General features: G+C 63.9%; 16 protein-coding genes. 7 read left to right on the top strand and 9 right to left on the bottom strand.

The genetic code is table 11. From position 1 onward, the window contains the following. The first annotated feature begins 3 nt into the window (after window positions 1–3). The 6 genes from agaV (at window position 4) to ACUXV1_RS15175 (ending at window position 6,016) form a co-directional block, all read left to right on the top strand. Window positions 4–501, top strand: a complete 498-nt coding sequence (gene agaV, locus ACUXV1_RS15200; protein WP_446015972.1) for a PTS N-acetylgalactosamine transporter subunit IIB — start codon at window positions 4–6, stop codon at window positions 499–501. Next, on the top strand, window positions 498–1,280 hold the full coding sequence (gene agaW, locus ACUXV1_RS15195) for a PTS N-acetylgalactosamine transporter subunit IIC (RefSeq protein ID WP_240314916.1): 783 nt from the start codon (window positions 498–500) through the stop codon (window positions 1,278–1,280). The genes agaV and agaW overlap by 4 nt, the downstream gene beginning before the upstream one ends. After that, window positions 1,270–2,145, top strand: coding sequence for a PTS N-acetylgalactosamine transporter subunit IID (gene agaE / locus ACUXV1_RS15190; protein ID WP_446015973.1), 876 nt, complete (start codon window positions 1,270–1,272; stop codon window positions 2,143–2,145). The genes agaW and agaE overlap by 11 nt, the downstream gene beginning before the upstream one ends. A gap of 104 nt (window positions 2,146–2,249) precedes the next feature. Continuing rightward, complete coding sequence (gene agaF / locus ACUXV1_RS15185; protein WP_043634590.1) at window positions 2,250–2,702, top strand: PTS galactosamine/N-acetylgalactosamine transporter subunit IIA; 453 nt, start codon at window positions 2,250–2,252, stop codon at window positions 2,700–2,702. A 263-nt stretch (window positions 2,703–2,965) separates the two neighbouring features. Continuing rightward, on the top strand, window positions 2,966–4,123 hold the full coding sequence (gene nagA / locus ACUXV1_RS15180) for an N-acetylglucosamine-6-phosphate deacetylase (RefSeq protein ID WP_446015974.1): 1,158 nt from the start codon (window positions 2,966–2,968) through the stop codon (window positions 4,121–4,123). Between the two features lie 117 nt (window positions 4,124–4,240). Continuing rightward, complete coding sequence (locus tag ACUXV1_RS15175; protein ID WP_446015975.1) at window positions 4,241–6,016, top strand: ricin-type beta-trefoil lectin domain protein; 1,776 nt, start codon at window positions 4,241–4,243, stop codon at window positions 6,014–6,016. Between the two features lie 87 nt (window positions 6,017–6,103). On the opposite strand, the gene ACUXV1_RS15170 is transcribed toward ACUXV1_RS15175, so the two are convergent. After that, window positions 6,104–7,915 carry a sigma-54-dependent Fis family transcriptional regulator gene (locus ACUXV1_RS15170; RefSeq protein ID WP_446015976.1) on the bottom strand — a complete coding sequence of 604 codons (1,812 nt, stop codon included), beginning with the start codon at window positions 7,913–7,915 and terminating at the stop codon, window positions 6,104–6,106. A gap of 374 nt (window positions 7,916–8,289) precedes the next feature. Between ACUXV1_RS15170 and exaC the strand changes: the two genes are divergently transcribed. Then, window positions 8,290–9,810, top strand: a complete 1,521-nt coding sequence (gene exaC, locus ACUXV1_RS15165) for an acetaldehyde dehydrogenase ExaC (protein WP_019100764.1) — start codon at window positions 8,290–8,292, stop codon at window positions 9,808–9,810. A 62-nt stretch (window positions 9,811–9,872) separates the two neighbouring features. Here exaC and ACUXV1_RS15160 read toward each other — a convergent pair whose 3' ends face one another. The 8 genes from ACUXV1_RS15160 to ACUXV1_RS15125 all read right to left on the bottom strand — a co-directional run bounded on the left by ACUXV1_RS15160 (window position 9,873) and on the right by ACUXV1_RS15125 (window position 18,369). Continuing rightward, complete coding sequence (locus ACUXV1_RS15160) at window positions 9,873–12,071, bottom strand: phosphocholine-specific phospholipase C (RefSeq protein WP_446015977.1); 2,199 nt, start codon at window positions 12,069–12,071, stop codon at window positions 9,873–9,875. Between the two features lie 17 nt (window positions 12,072–12,088). After that, a complete protein-coding gene (locus tag ACUXV1_RS15155; RefSeq protein ID WP_156038862.1) occupies window positions 12,089–12,265 on the bottom strand; it encodes a hypothetical protein in 177 nt (58 codons plus the stop codon). Between the two features lie 172 nt (window positions 12,266–12,437). Continuing rightward, on the bottom strand, window positions 12,438–13,787 hold the full coding sequence (gene creD, locus ACUXV1_RS15150) for a cell envelope integrity protein CreD (RefSeq protein WP_446015978.1): 1,350 nt from the start codon (window positions 13,785–13,787) through the stop codon (window positions 12,438–12,440). Between the two features lie 94 nt (window positions 13,788–13,881). Beyond that, the gene (gene creC / locus ACUXV1_RS15145) at window positions 13,882–15,300 is read right to left on the bottom strand and encodes a two-component system sensor histidine kinase CreC (RefSeq protein WP_446015980.1); all 1,419 of its coding nucleotides are present in this window, start codon (window positions 15,298–15,300) and stop codon (window positions 13,882–13,884) included. A gap of 2 nt (window positions 15,301–15,302) precedes the next feature. Beyond that, window positions 15,303–15,983 carry a two-component system response regulator CreB gene (creB, locus tag ACUXV1_RS15140; protein WP_446015981.1) on the bottom strand — a complete coding sequence of 227 codons (681 nt, stop codon included), beginning with the start codon at window positions 15,981–15,983 and terminating at the stop codon, window positions 15,303–15,305. Further along, entirely contained in the window at window positions 15,980–16,444 is a 465-nt protein-coding gene (nudB, locus tag ACUXV1_RS15135; RefSeq protein WP_114152497.1) for a dihydroneopterin triphosphate diphosphatase, read from the bottom strand. The genes creB and nudB overlap by 4 nt, the downstream gene beginning before the upstream one ends. Next, complete coding sequence (locus ACUXV1_RS15130) at window positions 16,444–17,067, bottom strand: response regulator transcription factor (RefSeq protein WP_081555872.1); 624 nt, start codon at window positions 17,065–17,067, stop codon at window positions 16,444–16,446. Before ACUXV1_RS15130 ends, nudB begins: the two co-directional genes overlap by 1 nt. Window positions 17,068–17,085: 18 nt before the next feature. Further along, the gene (locus ACUXV1_RS15125) at window positions 17,086–18,369 is read right to left on the bottom strand and encodes a mechanosensitive ion channel family protein (RefSeq protein ID WP_081555873.1); all 1,284 of its coding nucleotides are present in this window, start codon (window positions 18,367–18,369) and stop codon (window positions 17,086–17,088) included. Window positions 18,370–18,378: the final 9 nt, after the last annotated feature.

Genomic DNA, 18,378 nt, shown 5'->3' with positions numbered 1-18,378 from the left:
GAAATGCCGAATATCGTATTGAGTCGCATCGATGAACGCCTGGTGCATGGACAGGTGGGCGTGCAGTGGGTGGGTTTCGCCGGCGCCAACCTGGTCATGGTGGCCAATGACGAAGTGGCCGCGGACACCCTCCAGCAAAACCTGATGGAGATGGTGTTGGCCGAGGGCATCGCCATCCGGTTTTGGTCGCTGCAAAAAGTGATCGACCAGATTCACCTGGCCGCGGATCGGCAAAAAATCCTCATCGTCTGCAAGACTCCCGGGCACTTTCTGCAATTGATCGAAGGCGGCGTGCCGATCAAACGCATCAATGTCGGCAATATGCATTACGCCAACGGCAAGCGTCAGCTCTACAAAACCGTATCGGTAGACGAACAGGACGTGCGCGACTTCCGGGCGCTGCGCGAAAAAGGCGTGGAATGTTTTATCCAAGGCGTGCCCACCGAGCCGGAACAGGACGTCTATCCCTTGTTGCAAGACCAAGAAGAAAGAGAGTCATGATGGAGATCAGTCTGTTACAAGGCCTGGCCTTGGGCCTGCTCGCCTTTGCCGCCGGGCTGGACCTGTTCAACGGCCTGACCCATTTTCACCGGCCCGTGGTGCTGGGCCCCTTGGTTGGCCTGATTCTGGGCGACGCGCACACCGGCATTCTGGTGGGCGGCACGCTGGAACTGGTGTGGATGGGGCTTGCCCCGCTGGCCGGCGCGCAGCCACCCAACGTCATCATCGGCACCATTGTCGGCGCCACTTTCGCCATCACCACCGGAGTCAAACCCGAGGTGGCGGTTGGCGTGGCGGTGCCGTTCGCCGTGGCGGTGCAGATGGGCATCACCTTTCTGTTTTCCGTGATGTCCGGCGTGATGTCGCGCTGCGACAGCATGGCCGCCGCCGGCGACTACAAAGGCATTGAACGGGTGAATTATCTGGCCTTGCTGGCCTTGGGTTCTTTCTATTTTCTCTGCGCCTTTCTGCCCATCTACTTTGGAGCCGAGCACAGCAAAACGATGATCGACATGCTGCCCAAGCGTCTGATCGACGGCCTTGGCGTCGCTGGCGGCATCATGCCCGCCATCGGCTTTGCCGTCTTGCTCAAAATCATGATGAAAAACGTTTATATCCCCTACTTCATCCTCGGCTTCGTTGCCGCGGCCTGGCTCAAGATGCCGGTATTGGCCATCGCCACCGCCGCGCTGGCCATGGCGATGATAGACATCATGCGCAAAGGAGGCGGTCAAACGCCGCCACGCGCGCCTCAGGAGGCAGCGGAAGATGGCATCTAACACTATGACCCAACCCTTGCCGCAGCAGGCGGAATCCCGTGCCGCGGACATGGATGACGACCGCTACGAAGACCAGAGCCTTGGCGCGGAATTGACGCGGCAGGACATTAATCGCTTCGCCTGGCGCTCCTTGCTGCTGCAGGCGTCCTTCAACTATGAGCGAATGCAGGGCGCTGGATGGCTGTACGGTCTGATTCCGGCGCTTCGCAAAATCCATACCCATCCAAGAGACTTGGCGCGCGCGATGAAGGGGCATATGGGCTTCTTCAATACCCACCCCTTCCTGGTCACCTTCGTGATGGGCATCGTCCTGGCGATGGAACGCTCCAAACAGAACGTCAACAGCATCCAAAGCGCCAAGATCGCGCTGGGCGCCCCGCTGGGAGGCATCGGCGATGCGATGTTCTGGCTGACCTTGTTGCCTATCTGCGGAGGCATCGGCGCCGATCTCGCCTTGCAAGGCTCCGCGCTGGGCGCCGTGCTTTTCTTCGCCTTGTTCAACACCGTGCACTTCGGCCTGCGCTTCTCCCTGGCTCACTACGCGTACCGGATGGGCATCGCGGCGATTCCCTTGATCAAAGCCAACACGCTCAAGGCCGCTCACGCCGCCTCCGTTGTCGGCATAACCGTGATCGGCGCCTTGGTCGCCACTTACGTGCGCCTCTCCACCCCCTTGAAAATTACCGCCGGCGACGCGGTGGTCAAGTTGCAGACCGACGTGATCGACAAGCTGATGCCCGCCTGCCTGCCCCTGGCCTACACCCTGGCGATGTATATGCTGGTGCGCCGCGGCTGGAGTCCTTTGCGGCTCATCGTCATCACCCTGGCCTTGGGCGTGGCCGGCACCTTTGGCGGCTTTCTGTAAGTATGACTTGCCTCGTATCGGCGACCACCACGCCCGTCCTTGTTGCCCCAGCACGGCATAAGCATCAACCACGGGGCCTTGGCCCCAGCAACCGGAGCAAACCGATGTTGAACGTCATTTTCTGTGGTCATGGCCGCTTCGCCAGCGGCCTGCTTAGCGCCGCCGAACAAATACTGGGCGAACAGCACAACTGCATCGCCATAGACTTCCCCTCCACCTCCTCTACCGCGTTGTTGGAGCAGCAATGCCGCGATGCGCTCGCTTTGCTGGATCACGTGCAAGGCGTGGTGTTCTTCACCGACCTTCTCGGAGGCACGCCGTTCCGCATCGCCTCCACGCTGGCGGTGCAAAACCGCCATGTGAAAGTGGAGGTGTTGACGGGAGTCAATTTGCAATTGGCGGTGGAAATGCTGGGAGAACGTAACGGCAAAAACCTGGAAACCTTCCGCCAGCAAGCGCTGGACTGCGGCCGCCGCGGCTTGACCAGCCTTGCCGATGAACTGCAGAAGCCGAGCAAGCCGCGTTGGCTGGATAGCGCGCCCGGCGCCGGCATCTGAGCTTAAAACCTATATGCGATCTGCTGCGCGTTGAGAGGCGTGACACGGTGAGCACCGTTTCGAAATGCTTATGTACCGCTTGTGCATTCCGCTTTCTCAACGGCTTTCGCCTTGTCTCGCCTTAGCTCGCGAGATCGTAAACACGTTCTAGAACCTGTTCAAAGCCTCACAAACGAGGCAGGTTTCAAGGCCCTCGCCTAACGATCTCGCCGACGCGCAGCAGATCGCAAGCAGGTTTTAGCCCGCATCAACCGGAGTTCACCATGAGCAGCATCATCCGCGCACGCCGCTTATTGACCGAGCAGGGCTGGCGGGAGCATCAGCTTCTTGCCCATGAAAACGGCGTCATTACAGCGATAGAGCCCCTTCCGTCCGCTCACGAGCGGTACGACGCCGAGTGGCTGGTTCCCGCCCTGATCGATACTCATGTGCATGGCGGGCGAGGCGTGGACGTGATGGATTGCCGCGTCTCTTCGCTGCGCGCATTGTCGGCGGCCAAGGCCGATGAAGGCGTGGGCGCATTTTTGGCCACCACCGTCACCGCCCCGCTGCCAGCGTTGGAACAAGTGCTGGCCTTGATCGCGGACGTACTCCATGAAACGCCGCCCGGGGCGGAAATCCTGGGCAGCTATCTGGAAGGCCCCTACTTTACCCCCCGCCACAAAGGAGCGCATGAAGAGCGCTGGTTTCGCGAATTGGACATCGCGGAGCTTTCCCGCCTGAACGATTGCGCGGCCGGTTCGCTCAAGGTAGTGGCGCTGGCGCCGGAGAAGCCGCATGCCATCACCGCCATCCATTACCTGAGCGCCTTGAACGTGCGGGTCATGCTGGGACACTCCGGCGCGGACTACGCCACAACCCAAGCCGCGCTGGACGCCGGCGCATCCGGCCTTGTGCACTGTTTCAACGGCATGAGCGGCCTGCACCATCGCGCGCCGGGCATGGCCGGCGCGGGTTTGGCTCACCCCAAGGCCTGGCTGGAGCTGATCGCCGACGGCCACCATGTTCACCCCGCCGTTTTGCGATTATGCCGCTGCTGCGCCGGCGAACGCCTGCTGCTGATCACGGACGCGATGCGCGCAGCCGGCATGCCGGACGGCGCTTATGAACTGGCCGGCAGCATGGTGGAAATGCGGGGAGGCATTGTGCGCACAGCCAGCGGCAGCCTGGCCGGCAGCACTCTGGGGCTGCTGGATGCGGTGCGCAATATGGTGGAGCTGGCCGGCGCGGACTTGGCCTCCGCTATCGAAATGGCTTCCCTGCACCCTGCCCGGCTATTGGGCATGGATCATGAACTGGGATCCCTGACGATAGGCAAACGCGCCAATGTGCTGGCGCTGGACGCCCGGATGCAACTGCAGGCGCTATGGGTTCGGGGCCGCCAAGTGAGAGGCAAGATATCCGCCCCGGTTTCAGCGTGAACTGCGAAATGCGCGGATAGAAAAACAAGAAGGATGCGGGGCCGCATGTTGTCGTTGCTTGACCTTCCGTTTCAACACCCAGGTTCTTGACTATCGCAAGCCAATAAAGGAATCGACATGTCCAGCATACTCTCCCGTTGCAGCCTGCTGCCCATTCTGGCGCTGCCCTGGTGCAGCCTGGCCGCTCCAGCGCAGCTCTTGGCGCCGCTGCCTCCCATGGGCTTCAATAACTGGGCCAGGTTTCAGTGCGTTCCGCAGAAACCGCTAGACGGCTCTAACCCGGCGGCCTACTCCTTCCAGCGCTTCATGGAGGACCAGGGCCGGGCGCTGCACGACTCCGGCTTGAGCGCGGCCGGCTACAAAACCGTTGTGGTCGACGACTGCTGGATGATGCGCAACTCGGCGGGCTACTTGCATGGCGACACCAAGTGGTCCGGCTCTCAACAACCTGGCTTTGATTATGAGCTGACCGGCTATATGAACACCCTGCACAATCTTGGCCTGCTGGGCGGCGTATACAACACCGCCGGCGCAAAAACCTGCCAAGGACAGCCAGCCGGCGCGCAAGGACATCAACAGGCCGACGCCAACTCCTATGCGTTCTGGGGCGTGGATTTTCTCAAGTTGGACAACTGCGGCGCAGAGGGCGGCGTGTCCCTGGAAACATTGGATACGCAGATGCAGGCGGCGCTGAAAAACGTCAGCCGGCCCATTGTGTTCGACCCCTCCTTGCCGGCGGGCCAATACCCTCAATCTCCCGCCAAATACACCGCGCTCGCGCTGGCCAAAAAACTTGGCCAGATGTGGCGGGTGGGACCGGACATCAAGATCACGCATGATACGGCGCCCCCGGTTTCCCCTTGGGATTTCAAGGAGGCAGGCTATGAAATCGGCGTCTATCAAAGCTACGACAGCACCATCGCCTTGTCGCGCTATGTCGGCCCTGGCAGTTGGAACGACGCAGACCAACTCATGCTAGGCGATAACGGCCTGTCCACCAGCGAAGAAAGAAGTCAAATGGGCCTGTGGTCCATCATGGGCGCGCCTCTGTTCATCAGCGCGGACGTCCGCAAAATGGTCAACCCTCAAACCGCGCACCTCAAGGATTCGCTCGCCATCTTGAGCAATAAGCGCGTGATCGCGGTCAACCAGGACCCCCTGGGCGCCGGCGGTTACCGCGTCCTGCGCGACAACCCCGCCACCAACGCCGGCTTCGACGTCGTCGTCAAACCCTTGAAGGACGGCAGCCTGGCCGCCCTGGTCTTGAACAAGAACGCTAGCGAGCAAACCTATACGCTGAAACTCGCGACACTGGGCCTGGCACCCGCGGCCAACGGCGCTTACACCGTGCACCACCTGTGGACCGGGGCAAGCCAGTCCTCGGTGAAGGCCGTGACGATGCGGATCGCTCCCCACGACAATATGATGCTCAGAGTCGTAGGCGGCGGCGCGCTGACCCCCACCGGCCAGATTCAGACGGTTCAGCCCAGCTTTGACGTGGCCGCCAAGTGCTTATCGGTGGAGGGCTCGGCCAAGCCCGGCGCGGGCATCATCATCGACAACTGCTCTAACTCAGCCAAACAACAATGGCAGCGCCAGGCCAATGGCAGGATCAGGCTCTTGGATTCCAATCTTTGTCTGTCCGCCAATAATGGGCCGGTTAACTCAAGCCACTCGCAATGGGCGAAGCTGGACGCCTGCAATCCAAACGACCGGAAGCAAGCCTTCACCTACACCATGACCGGCAATCTGAAAAACAGCCAAGGTTGTTTGGGTGTTTTCCGAGGCACGGTCGCCATAGCCGGCTCCCGCGTCAATATGTATCGCTGCGCGGCGGAGACGGCCCCGCAAGTCAATCAGATCTGGTCCGCGCCTCACGGCGCCAAGCTGTAAGCACTCGCTCAACGTCTCGTAAGCAAGAGCGAAAAAACAAAACCGCTGAAAAGCCTGGCTGGCCTGCCTTGGCAGGCCACGCCCGTTCTATCTCGGCGCCTGCTTGCGCCGCCGGTACACTGTGCTGCGCGCCACCCCCAGCTCCGCCGCCGCGCGGCTGACATTGCCCTGGCAACGCGCCAGCGCCCGCTCGATCAACTCGTCGCGGCCCACCGTCAACGTAGGGCAAGCTCGGGGGGCATCGACCCGGCAGCCGGACGGCAGGTCCTCTTCACCCAGCACCGCCCCATCGTCGGCCAAGGCCAACATGGTGCGCAAGGCACTGTACAACTGGCGCGCGTTACCCGGCCAGCTGTAGGCCCGCAAAGCCGCGCGCAGCGGTCCGCCCAAGCGCACGCCGCGTTGTTCCGCGCCCAGTTCGTCCCACATCTCGTCGATCAGGCGCGGCAGGTCGTCGCGCTCGCGCAAGGGCGGCAGCCGTACCGGGTAGTCCTGCAAGCGGTAGAACAGATCGGCGCGGAACTCGCCGGACGCCGTCATCGCCGCCAGGTCGCGATGGGTGGCGCAAATCAGCGCGAAGTCCACCGCATGCGTTTGACCTCCCCCCAAGGGCGTGACTTCGCGCTGCTGTAAGGCGCGCAGCAAGCGCGCCTGCATCGCCGCCGGCATATCCCCCACCTCGTCCAGGAACAACACGCCGCCGCTGGCTTCGCGCAGCTTGCCCGCCATGCCCTTGCGCCTCGCGCCGGTGAAGGCGCCCTCCTCGTAGCCAAACAGCTCCGATTCGATCAGCGCCTCGGGGATCGCCGCGCAGTTGACGGCGACGAAGGGGCCGCGGCCGCGCCGGCTGGCGGCATGCAAAGCGCGAGCGAACACCTCCTTGCCCACACCGGTTTCGCCCAGCAGCAATACCGGGATGTCGGCGTTCAGCACTTTGACGGCGCGCTGCAACTCGGCAGAGGGCCGCGCCGCCGCCTCGGTCTTGGGCGTTTGCCATTCCGCCAAGGCCTTGTGCGCCGGAGGGGTGATGCGCAGATGAAAATGCTGGCCGCGCCGGCTAAGCCGCGTCCGCAAGCCGTCGGCCGGTTCCAGCTCGCCGTCGAACAGCTGGCCGAAGCGCACCCGGCCCAGGTCCGCCCAAACCAGGCCCAGCCAGGCCAGCGCGCAGCTGTTGGCCTCCACCAGCACCTCATCGGCGAAAACCAGCACGCCTTCGCGCGGCGACCCCAGCAAAGCGTGGTTCAAATGGAAGCGCACCAGCCAATGCTCGGAGGCCGATCGGGCCAGCCAGCGGTGTTCAATCTGGCGCGCGGCCAGCCTCACCAGGCCCAGCGCGTGCGCGTCATGGGCGCGCGCGTCGCTGCTGATGTTCAGCGCGCCGGCCAGGCGGCCGTTGGGCGCGAAAATGGGCGCGGCCGAGCAGGAAATCCCACCGTTGCTGGCCAGATAGTGTTCCCCGCCGTTCACCTGCACCGCCGCGCCCAAGGCCAGAGCGGTGCCGATGGCGTTGGTGCCTCGGTCCCGCTCGCCCCAGGCCATGCCGGGCAGCAAGGCCACCTGTTCCGCCTTGGGCAAAAAGCCGGGGCAGCCGGCGGCGTTGAGAATCACGCCGTCGGCATCGCTGAGCAGCACGATGCCGCGGCGGTCGATGACTTGCTCCCCCAGCCCGTCCAGCTCGGGCTGAGCCAGCCGCAGCAGCAGCCCGTTGGCCTCGCGCAGCGCGTTCAGCGCCGCGCCCTCCAGGCCGTCCTCTTGCCGCGCGGCCTGCGGCGGCAAGGCTTGTTGTCGGCAACGCTGCCAAGACTGGGCGATTTCGCCCCTGAGCCCCGCTGGCGCCAGCCCTTGCTGAAAGAAGCTGCGGCGCGCCCGTTCCACAGGCAAAGCGATGGGATGATCCATGGTGAACTCCCTCCGGTCATGAAAGCCGGCGCAAGGTCTCGCAAGTGCCGCGAGACGGAACGAAGACGGTTGCGACGGCGGATGAACCCACGCGTCACCTTAACATGCGGCACGCCGGCACCCATGTCGCATCAAGCGCGACACTGTAGCGTTTTGCAACAGCTTGCGCCGCGTCCAATGGGACAGGTGGCCCGCCTGGCGCTTGGCGCGCCATGCCGCGCCGCAACGCGTGATGGGCAGAATAGCCGCATACGCTGGGCATACCGTGTTTTGCACTGCAACACGCACGCCAGACCTCCGCCATTGGCACGCTTTCTGCTGAGCCACTGCCGCCGCCGCGCGGCAACCGGCCTATTCATAACAGGAGAAACACCATGCGTTACGCTCACCCCGGCACGCCCGGCGCGCTGATCGCCTTCAAGCCTCGCTACGGCAACTATATCGGCGGCGAGTTCACGCCTCCGGTCAACGGTCAGCATTTCACCACCACCTCGCCGGTCAACGGTCAGCCCATCGCCGAGTTTCCGCGCTCCGACGCCGCCGACATCGACAAGGCGCTGGACGCAGCCCACGCCGCCGCCGATGCCTGGGGCCAGACCTCGGCGCAACAGCGTTCCTATCTATTGCTGCAAATTGCGGACCGCATCGAGGCCAATCTGGAAGTGCTGGCCGTCACAGAGACTTGGGACAACGGCAAACCGGTGCGCGAAACGCTGAACGCGGATATCCCGCTGGCGGCCGACCACTTCCGCTACTTCGCCGGCTGCATCCGCGCCCAGGAAGGCACGGCGGCGGAGATAGATCACAACACCATGGCCTACCACATCCACGAACCCTTGGGCGTGGTGGGCCAGATCATCCCGTGGAACTTTCCCATTTTGATGGCCGCGTGGAAACTGGCACCGGCGCTGGCCGCCGGCAACTGCGTGGTGCTGAAGCCGGCGGAACAAACCCCGTTGGGCATTGCGGTGCTGATGGAGGTGATAGGCGACCTCCTGCCGCCGGGCGTGATCAACGTGGTGCACGGCTTCGGCAAGGAGGCCGGCCAGGCGCTGGCTACCAGCAAGCGCATCGCCAAAATCGCCTTCACCGGTTCCACCCCGGTGGGCCGCCACATTCTGCAATGCGCGGCGGAGAACATTATTCCGTCCACCGTGGAGCTGGGCGGCAAATCACCCAATATCTTCTTCGAAGACATCATGCAGGCGGAGCCGTCCTTCATCGAGAAAGCCGCCGAGGGCCTGGTGCTGGCTTTCTTCAACCAGGGCGAAGTCTGCACCTGCCCGTCGCGCGCGCTGGTGCAGGAATCCATCTACCCGGCCTTCATGGCCGAAGTGATGAAGAAGGTAGCGGCGATCAAGCGCGGGGACCCGCTGGACACCGATACCATGGTGGGCGCCCAGGCTTCGCAACAGCAATTCGATAAAATCCTGTCCTACCTGGACATCGCGCGCCAGGAAGGCGCCGAGGTGCTGAGCGGCGGCAAGTTGGAGCCGCTGGAAGGCGGGCTGGCGCAAGGTTATTACATCCAGCCCACCCTGCTGAAGGGCAATAACAAGATGCGGGTATTCCAGGAAGAGATCTTCGGCCCGGTGGTCAGCATCACGACCTTCAAGGACGAAGCCGAAGCCATCGCCATCGCCAACGACACCGAGTTCGGCCTGGGCGCCGGCGTGTGGACCCATGACATCAACCGCGCCTACCGCGTTGGCCGCGCGATCAAGGCCGGCCGGGTGTGGACCAACTGCTATCACCTCTACCCGGCCCACGCGGCCTTCGGCGGTTACAAGAAGTCCGGCATCGGCCGAGAAACCCACAAACGCGCGCTGGACCATTACCAGCAGACCAAGAACCTGCTGGTGAGCTTCGACCGCAAGCCGCTGGGTTTCTTCTAGTCCTTCCATCAATGAAAAAGGCGGAGCCGATCGGCCCCGCCTTTTTCGTTCGCGCCATCCGTTCAAGCCGGCGGCGTCCACTGATCGCCCACTGCCGCCCCGCCCATCGCCGGGTCGCTGTAGCCGTCGCGCCCGGTTTCCACCCGTCCGGCAAAACGGCGGCTGAAGCCCGGGAAGATCGGCGCGCTGACGCTAACGTCGTACCAGCCGTAGCTATCCTTCAAGGTCCAGTTCAGCACCGCTTCACCTTGCGGCCCCACGACAACGCGCTGCGCGTCGGTCTTGGCATAAGCGTTGGCGCGCACCCGGAACTCGCAGTTCTCGCGGCCGCTATTGTGCAGCTTCAGATAAACATCGCCCGCGGCCGGATCGTAGCAGACCTGGATTTCCGGCTGCGCCTTGCTTACACGGCCCAGTTGGCCGGCGTCGCCGGTGAAATGGCGATGGAAGCCGTTGGGGCCCAGCACCCACAGGTCATAAAGATTAGCGTCGTAATTCACCCTCCATAACCCGGACAGCTGCTTGCCGGCCTCCACCGCGTAGCGGCGCGGCGGCGCGTCCAGATGACGGCGGTCGTAGACATGGAACACCGCCGTTGCCTGGCCGCTATTGGCGAAGATCAATTCCACCGTGCCGGCGTTGCCGTCCACGCGCGCGCTGGCGTGCAATTCGTAGGGCAAGGCGCGCGAGCGGCGCAGGCCGCTGGCCTGGACCGGCAGTTCCGGCAGCGCTGGCGCGCTGGGCTTGGTGCGGCCGGGCAAGGCTCGCGCCCGCGCCGCCAGCGCGGCGGTGGCCGGGAGTTTGGGCAGTTCCGCGTTGGGGTTGACGAAGTCGAAACAGGACAGCAGATCGCCGCATACCGCGCGTCGCCAGGCGCTGATATTGGGTTCCTTGACGCCGAAGCGCTGCTCGATGAAGCGGATCACCGAGGTATGGTCGAACACCTGGGAATTGACCCAGCCGCCGCGGCTCCACGGCGAGATCACATACATCGGCACCCGCGGCCCCGGCCCGTAGGGCACATGGATCAGGTCCGCGCGCTCGTTGCTGGTTTCGCTGCTGCGCAGATGGTGGTATTCGCCGTCGGTGGCCACGGTGGAACCGCCGGCCAGCACCGCCTTGGCCGGATCCGGATCCCAGCTTAGATAGCTGGGCGCGGCAGGCGGCGGCACGTGGTCGAAGAAGCCGTCGTTCTCGTCGAAGTTGACCAGGAACACCGTCTTGCTCCACACCTCCGGATTAGCGGTCAGCGCGTCCAGCACGCGGGCGGTGTAATCGGCGCCCTGCGCGGGGCTGGACGGCCCCGGATGTTCCGAGCCGTCGGCGGTGGCGACGATGTAGCACACTTGCGGCAGGCGGTTGGCCAGCACGTCCTGGCGCAGATCCTCCAGCGTCCAGGTGGACAAGCCCTTGCTCTTGAGCGCGGGCTTGGCGCCGGCCTCGCCGAAGTAAGCGGCGCGGAAGCTGCGGAAGCCGGCCACCGGGTTGTCGGTGAAGTTATCGGCCATGTCCTGATAGATCTTCCAGCTCACCCCGGCCGCTTCCAGCCGCTCGGCGTAGGTGGTGAAGGTATAGCCGCCCTTGGGGTTGTAATCGACAGAGTCGTAGGCGTTCGCGATCGCCGGACCCTTGCCCTGTTGCAGCGGATCGTTGCCGCCGCACCACAGGAACACGCGATTGGGATTGGTACCGCCCTGGAAGGCGCAGTGATAGGCGTCACACAGGGTGAAGGCGTTGGCCAGCGCGTACTGGAACGGCAGGTCCGCCTCCTTGAAATACCCCATGGAGTGGTTCTGCTTATAGGTGGGCCAAGCGTTCATCGCCCCCTTGCCCCAAGCGTATTGCGCGTCCGACCACACATGCGGCGTACCCTCCACCCGCATATAGGCGAAAGTCTGCTCGGTGTTGAGATGGAACGGCGCCACCACGCGCGGCGGGGTGGCGCTGTTTCCCTGGTTGGTCTGATACCAGACGGTCTTGCGCTTGAGCAAGGCGCTGTCGGCCAGCGGCAGCGGGAAGCGGTCGCCGAAGCCCCGCACCCCGGCTAGGCTGCCGAAGTAGTGGTCGAAGGCGCGATTCTCCTGAGTCAGGATCACGATGTGCTCGACATCCTGAAGCGTGCCGGTGCGGTTATTGGCGGGAATGGCCAGCGCGCGCTGAATGGAGGCAGGCAACAAGGACAGCGTCAGGGAGCTGGCGGCCAGCGCGCTGCCGCGCTTGATGAACTGGCGGCGGGAAGAGGAAACGGGGGTATCGGTCATGGCGGGCTCGTACGGGTTCAGGGCGCGCAGCGGAGCTTGGCCGGCGGCTTGGTTTGATCGGAATTGCCGTTGCCCGGTTGGCCGGCGTTGTCCTGATTGTCGCCCAGGCAGCCGGCTAGCGCGGCCGCCAGCAGACAGGCAAGCAGCCGGCGCGCCCAACGGGCGGACCTTGGCGAAAGAGTCGTAAGCGTCATCGGAATGCAGTCGTCGTGTGGCGGCGCGCCGCGCCGCGATGAAAAACCAAGGGCCCGGAAAGCGGAATCCGGGCCCTTGCCCAGCCCGGCTGCGATGCCGGGCGGGAAAACGATAGCGAGAACGCGTTACCTGATGATGGCGGTTTTGTGAAACCGAGAAATCATGATGTCGTCAAGACTGCGGCGGTGCCGGCGGCGCCTCCTCGCTCCGCGCGGAGAAGCGATACCAATCCAGCCGCCGGGTCAACGTCATGATGGCGGTCAGCGCGGCGAAGAGCAGCAGGCTGCCCAGCAGCAAGGCGTTGTCCTCGGACTGTAGCAGGCCGTACAGCACCGCGTACAACAGGCTGAGCAGTCCGGCGAAACCGAGGCCGCGCTTCCAGCCGCCCAGAATGTGGCTGACGTAGAAGCCTATCTGTCCGACGCAGGCCGTCGCCGCCAGCAGATAAGCCGGCCCAAAGCCCAGGTGTTCGGACAGCGCCAACAGAATCAGGAAGAACATGACCAGCGCCATGCCCACCAGCACATACTGGATGGGATGCACGCGCAAGCTGCGCAGCGTTTCCAGCAGGAAGAAGGACAAGAAGGTCAGGCCGATGAACAGCACCGCGTATTTGACCGAGCGCTCGTTCTGCTGATATTGATCCACCGGCTGCACCAAGCCGGTACTGAAGGACGGCAAGGCGCTCAAACCGGATTTCCCGTCGCTGAAGGCGGCCTGCTGGAAACGGTCGTTCAGATTATTGGCGAACCAACTACTCTCCCATTGCGCCTTAAAGCCCTTGGCGTCCACATTGCGCTGCACCGGCAGGAAGTTGCCGATGAAGCTGGGATGCGGCCAGTTGGACGTCAGGCTCAGCGTGCTGCTCTCGCCCACCGGCACATAGCTGATGCTGCGCGTGCCTTGCAGATTGAGTTGAAAGGCGAACGGCAAGGTCTGCGCCTTGGCGAAATCCAGCAACTGCGGCAGCGGCGCGTGTATGCCCTCGCTCATCCGCGGCAGGCCGGCGCCGGCCGCGAACGGATGCGCCTTGCCGCCGGCGCTCAGTTGCGGCACTTTGCCGATGCCGCGCGGATCGCTGATGCCCACCGCCAGATAGGGTGTTTTCAGTTGAATCGACGGCTTGAGCAGCTCGGGCTGCGACGGAATCTCGAAGTGCCCGCTGAAGCCGGCCTCGCTGCCGAAAATCAGCGCCTGATAAATGCCCAGCGAGCGCGGGCTGACCTTCAGCTTGCCGTCTATCGCCAACTGGCGCGGCAGCACGTAACGCTCCAGCTCGCGCTTGACGCTTTGAGTCTTGCCGTTTTGCTTTTCCTCCACGGTTTCCACATAAGGGATCACCAGCACCGGACCGATCACGGTTTGCTCGCCGCTGGTGCTGGCCACCACTTTCTCCACCGCTTCTTCCTGGTAATGCTTGCGCTCGGAGATCAGGTTGCTGATCGCGCTCACCGGCACCAGCAGCGCCAAAGACAGCGCCAGCAGGATCAGGATTTTGGTCAATAAGGGGTTTTTCTTCATCGCTTGCCTCCTGGTTTCATCACGGGAGACAGCGTAAGCCTGGAGAGTGAAGCGGAAATGGGCTGGTGTGAAAAGCGTGTGAAGTCCGCGCGCCTCAGCCTAACGGCAGCCACAGCCGAGCCTCGGCGCCGCCGTCGGCGTGATTAAGCAGTTCGGCGCGGCCGCCATGCAACTGCGCCACCTCCCGCACCAGGCTCAAGCCCAGGCCGGTGCTTTTGCCGCTGTCCGGACGCGGCAAGGAGTAAAAGCGCTCGAACACTCGCTCCAGCGCGTAATCTGGTACGCCTGGCCCGTGATCTCGCACTCGGAGGAGATAACCGCCCTCTTCCAGCGCGCCGTGCAGTTCGATCACGCCGCCCGGCGGGCTGAACTCCAGCGCGTTGTCCAGCAGATTGGACAGCGCCTGAGTCAGCAGCAGGCGGTCTCCGTTCAGGCTGGCCGGGGTCAGCCTACGCTCTATGCGCGCGTCGCGCCGGGCGGCGGCCAGCGCCTTGCCGTCGGCGGTTTCCTCGATCAAGGCCGGCCAATCCAGCGGCTGGGCGTCCGGCCTTAGCCGGGACTCCACCCGCGCCTGCCACAACAGCCTTTCGATCAACTGCTGCATGCGCAGGCTTTGCGCCAGGATGTTGTCGACGAAGCGGCGACGCGTTTCCGGCGGCGGGTCTTCCCGCAACAGCTCGCCGGCGCCGCGTATCGCGGCCAACGGGCTTTTCAACTCGTGGCTCAGTGTGTGCACATAGCCTTCCACATAGGCCTTGCCTTCCAGTTTGCGCCGCATCGCCTCCACTGCCTGGCCCAGGCTGTCCAGCTCCGGGCTGCCCAGCCTCGGCACATTGGCCGGCTGGCCGGCCGCCACCGCTTCGGCATAGCCCACCAGCCGGCGGATGGAACGGTTGATCCACCACACCATCACCGCGCCTATCAGCAAGGCGGCGCCCAACAGCGCGCCGCCGGCCAGCATGATCTTGCGCTCGCTGCGACGGATCACCGGCTCCATCGTCACATTGGGCTTGGACACGGTCAGCGAGCCGACGATGCGCCCGTCCAGCCGCACCGGGGCGGCCACGTGCATCACGCTGCTGTTTTCATCGTCCGGCTTGCTGCGAGTGCTGCGCGCGCCGTATTCGCCGCGCAGCGTGCGGTAAACATCATTCCAGCGCGAGTAGTCGCGCCCCAAATCGCGCCCGCTGGAGTCGAAAATCACCATGCCGCGCGCGTCGGTGACGTAGACACGGAACTCCATGGCGTTTTTGACGATGCCGGAAATATTGGCGGCGATGGGCGGCCGCGCTTTGTCGCGAAAGGCGCGGGCCAGCCGTCCGTTGGCGATGTCGCCGTCCGCCATGTCCGCGGCGGCGATGCCGGCCAGCACATTGGCGCTGTCCACCAGCGTGCCCTCGGTGGCGCGGCGCACGCCCGGCTTCACTTCCTGGGTGAAGATGGCCAGCACGAACCAGCCGGCCACCGCCACGATCAGGAAATAACCGAGGAACAGCCGCAGGCCAAAGCGCATGCTCACTCGCCCAGGCTATATCCCAGGCCGCGGTGGGTCTGGATGGGCTGGGCGTCGGGGTCGATATCGCGCAGCTTGGCGCGCAGCGTTTTGACGTGGGTGTCTACGGTGCGGTCGAAACTGTCCTCGGCGTCGCGCCACACCCGCTCCATCAATTGCTGGCGCGAAAACACCCGGCCCGGCTCCGCCAGCAGGGTTTTCAGCAGCAGATATTCGTAGCGGGTCAGGTTCAGCTTGCGGCCGGCGAAATGGATGCAGGCTCGCGCCTCGTCCAGCTCGAATCCGGCGGGCGCCGGAGCGGTGGCCGGGCCCTGCCCCTTGGCGTAGCGCCGCAAGATGGTGCGCGCGCGGGCGCTGACTTCACGCGGCGAAAACGGCTTGGCCACGTAGTCGTCGGCGCCGATCTCCAGGCCGATGATGCGGTCCATTTCCTCGCTGCGCGCGGTCAGAAACATCAGCGGCAGATCAGCGCGCTCGCGCAGCCGGCGGCACAACTCGAAGCCGTTGATGTCCGGCAGGCCCACGTCCAGGATGCACAAGGCCGGGGCGGCGTGATCCAGCCGCTCCAGCAGGGGCAGGCCGCGCTCGAACCACTCAACCGCGAAGCCGTCGGTTTCCAGCGTGTAGATCAAAGTGTCCGCGATGCCGGCTTCGTCCTCGGCCAGCCAGATCAAGGGCTTCATGGCCGCGCCGCCGCCGGCGCCAGCTTTTGCGGCAGCATCCGCAACGCCTCGGCGTTGGACGGAGAAAACACCTTGTCGGCGGCCTCGTCCCACGGCAGCCATTGCTGGGCCAGATGCTCGCGCGGCGCCAGCGTCACCGCCACCGGCCGCTCCAGGCACAGCCCGAACACATGCTCGTCGTTGTGGGTGACGCCTTCCGGATAACGGTGGCGCCAGTGCGGATAGATTTCGTAGCGGTTGACCAGGCCCCAGTCGCTAAGCCGGGGATCGTCCCGCGTCAGGACCAGGCCGGTTTCCTCCGCCAATTCGCGCAGCGCGGTGTCGCGCAAGGCTTCCTCGCCCTCTCGGCTGCCGGTCACGGATTGCCAGTAGCCGGGCTTGTCGGCGCGCTCGATCAGCAGCGCCTGGCCGTCTACGGTGTGGATCACCACCAGCACCGATACCGGTTGCTTGTCGCCCATCAGCGCTTGCCCCCGTTGGCCGGGCTCTGGCTGGCCAGCAAGCCGGCCAGCTCCACCGCGGATTTGACGCCCATTTTGTCGAACACGCGAGCGCGGTGGACTTCCACCGTTTTCATGCTGATGGTCAACTCTTCCGCAATCTGTTTGTTCAGCTTGCCGGTGAGGATCAGCTGCATCACCTCGCGCTCGCGGTCCGTCAACAAGGACAAGGCCGCGGACACCTTGCTGCGGCGGCCGTGGAGCAGACGGTTCTGCTCGTCGCGCAGCACGGCGGCCTCGGCGCGCTCCAGCAAGCGCTCGTCGTCAAACGGCTTCTCCATGAAATCCAGCGCGCCCAACTTGAGCGCCGCCACCGCGTGCGGCACGTCGCCGTGGGCGGTGAGCATGATCACCGGCGGACAGTAAGGCCAGCCCGCCAGCTTTTCCAGCAACATGATGCCGCTCATGCCGGACAGCCTCAGGTCCAGGATGATGCCGTTGAAGTCGCCGCCGTCCGGGCAAGCCAGGAAGTCCTCCGCGCTGTCGAAGCCGCTGGCCAGATAACCCTGGCCGTCCAGCAGCCATACCAGCGACTCCCGCACCGCGGCGTCGTCGTCTATGATTGCCAAGCGTTTGCCTGCCATGGCGGCGTCTCCCCTGCCTTATTCTTGCGGCTTATCGTTGAGAATGCGGATTTCCCGCTGCGGGAACGGCATTTGAATGCCATGTTGCTGGAACAAGCGCCAAATTGCCATATTCAAATCGGATTTCAAACCCATGAAGCCGTTTTCCGGGTCCGCCACCCAAAAGCCCAGCTCAAGATTGATGCTGCTGTCTGCAAATAAAGTGACGAAGCCTCGCGGCGCCGGGTCCTGCTGTACCCGCGGGTGATTGGCCGCCTGCTTGAGCAGCTCCAGCGCCTTGTCCAGATCGGTGCCGTAAGCCACCGACACCGGCAGGCTGGTCCACATGCTCTTGTCGGAATACGACTGATTCACCACTGTGTTGGACATCAGCGAGTCATTGGGAATCAAAGCCTCCGTGCCGTCCGCCCCCTTGAGCACCACATAGCGCGAGGTCATCTTGGTGACGTAGCCCACGCGGTTTTCCACCATCAAGCGGTCGCCGATGCGGATGGAGTGGTCCAGCAAGATGATGAAGCCGGATACGAAATTACTGGCGATCTTCTGCAAGCCGAAGCCCAAACCAATACCCACCGCGCCGCCGAACACCGACAGCACGGTCAGATCGATGCCCACTACCGGCAGAGCGATCAGCACCGCGGCGATCAGCAGCCCGGTGCGGGTGAGCTTGGCGAACACGATGCGCAGGCTGGGGTCCAGATGCTTCAGGTTCAGCAAGCGCGATTCGATCAAGCGGCTGGCCCACAAAGCCACTACCACGATGATGGACACCCACAGCAAGCCGTTCAGTATGGTCAGCATGTTCAGGCGGCTCTTGCCCACGGAGAACGACATCGACTCCAGCCACTCGATCACCACCATGTCGAAGCCGATGGCCCAGCTGACAAAGCCCAGCCACAGCACCGTGGCGAGGAAATGCTCGGTATGGCGTTCGAAACGGCCCTTGGGCAGCGCCTGGCGCACCACCGCGCAACACAACCGGATCAGGGTCAGCCAGAACAGCATCGCGCTCAGCAGATGCAGCACCATCGCGCGCTCGTGCAGCAAGTGCACCCAAGCGGAGCGAGACAGCATCACCAAGGCCTGCGCCGCCACCGGCAGCACGAGGCGGAAGCCCACATAGGGCAAAAAGCGCTCATAGCGCTCCGGGTTGTGGTCGAAAAACTGCTTGAAGGCGAAACGGGCCAGATGGAAGGCGATGAACACGCACAACACGCCTATCGCCGCCTCCATCATGCCGGACGGGGTTTGCAGGATGTCCAGCAAGGCATCGAAGTCGATTTCTTCACGCTTGAACAGCAAAATAATCTC

It is taken from the genome of Chromobacterium sp. W521 (genome assembly GCF_052805975.1).
Note: the sequence above shows the minus strand (reverse complement) of the source record. Positions and strands in the feature narration are given on the sequence as shown.

Excerpts from the sequence above, each read along its gene's own strand:
- agaV (WP_446015972.1), top strand. The coding sequence starts at position 4 with ATGCCGAATATCGTATTGAGTCGCATCGATGAACGCCTGGTGCATGGA.
- agaW (WP_240314916.1), top strand. The coding sequence starts at position 498 with ATGATGGAGATCAGTCTGTTACAAGGCCTGGCCTTGGGCCTGCTCGCC.
- agaE (WP_446015973.1), top strand. The coding sequence starts at position 1,270 with ATGGCATCTAACACTATGACCCAACCCTTGCCGCAGCAGGCGGAATCC.
- agaF (WP_043634590.1), top strand. The coding sequence starts at position 2,250 with ATGTTGAACGTCATTTTCTGTGGTCATGGCCGCTTCGCCAGCGGCCTG.
- nagA (WP_446015974.1), top strand. The coding sequence starts at position 2,966 with ATGAGCAGCATCATCCGCGCACGCCGCTTATTGACCGAGCAGGGCTGG.
- ACUXV1_RS15175 (WP_446015975.1), top strand. The coding sequence starts at position 4,241 with ATGTCCAGCATACTCTCCCGTTGCAGCCTGCTGCCCATTCTGGCGCTG.
- ACUXV1_RS15170 (WP_446015976.1), bottom strand. The coding sequence starts at position 7,915 with ATGGATCATCCCATCGCTTTGCCTGTGGAACGGGCGCGCCGCAGCTTC.
- exaC (WP_019100764.1), top strand. The coding sequence starts at position 8,290 with ATGCGTTACGCTCACCCCGGCACGCCCGGCGCGCTGATCGCCTTCAAG.
- ACUXV1_RS15160 (WP_446015977.1), bottom strand. The coding sequence starts at position 12,071 with ATGACCGATACCCCCGTTTCCTCTTCCCGCCGCCAGTTCATCAAGCGC.
- ACUXV1_RS15155 (WP_156038862.1), bottom strand. The coding sequence starts at position 12,265 with ATGACGCTTACGACTCTTTCGCCAAGGTCCGCCCGTTGGGCGCGCCGG.
- creD (WP_446015978.1), bottom strand. The coding sequence starts at position 13,787 with ATGAAGAAAAACCCCTTATTGACCAAAATCCTGATCCTGCTGGCGCTG.
- creC (WP_446015980.1), bottom strand. The coding sequence starts at position 15,300 with ATGCGCTTTGGCCTGCGGCTGTTCCTCGGTTATTTCCTGATCGTGGCG.
- creB (WP_446015981.1), bottom strand. The coding sequence starts at position 15,983 with ATGAAGCCCTTGATCTGGCTGGCCGAGGACGAAGCCGGCATCGCGGAC.
- nudB (WP_114152497.1), bottom strand. The coding sequence starts at position 16,444 with ATGGGCGACAAGCAACCGGTATCGGTGCTGGTGGTGATCCACACCGTA.
- ACUXV1_RS15130 (WP_081555872.1), bottom strand. The coding sequence starts at position 17,067 with ATGGCAGGCAAACGCTTGGCAATCATAGACGACGACGCCGCGGTGCGG.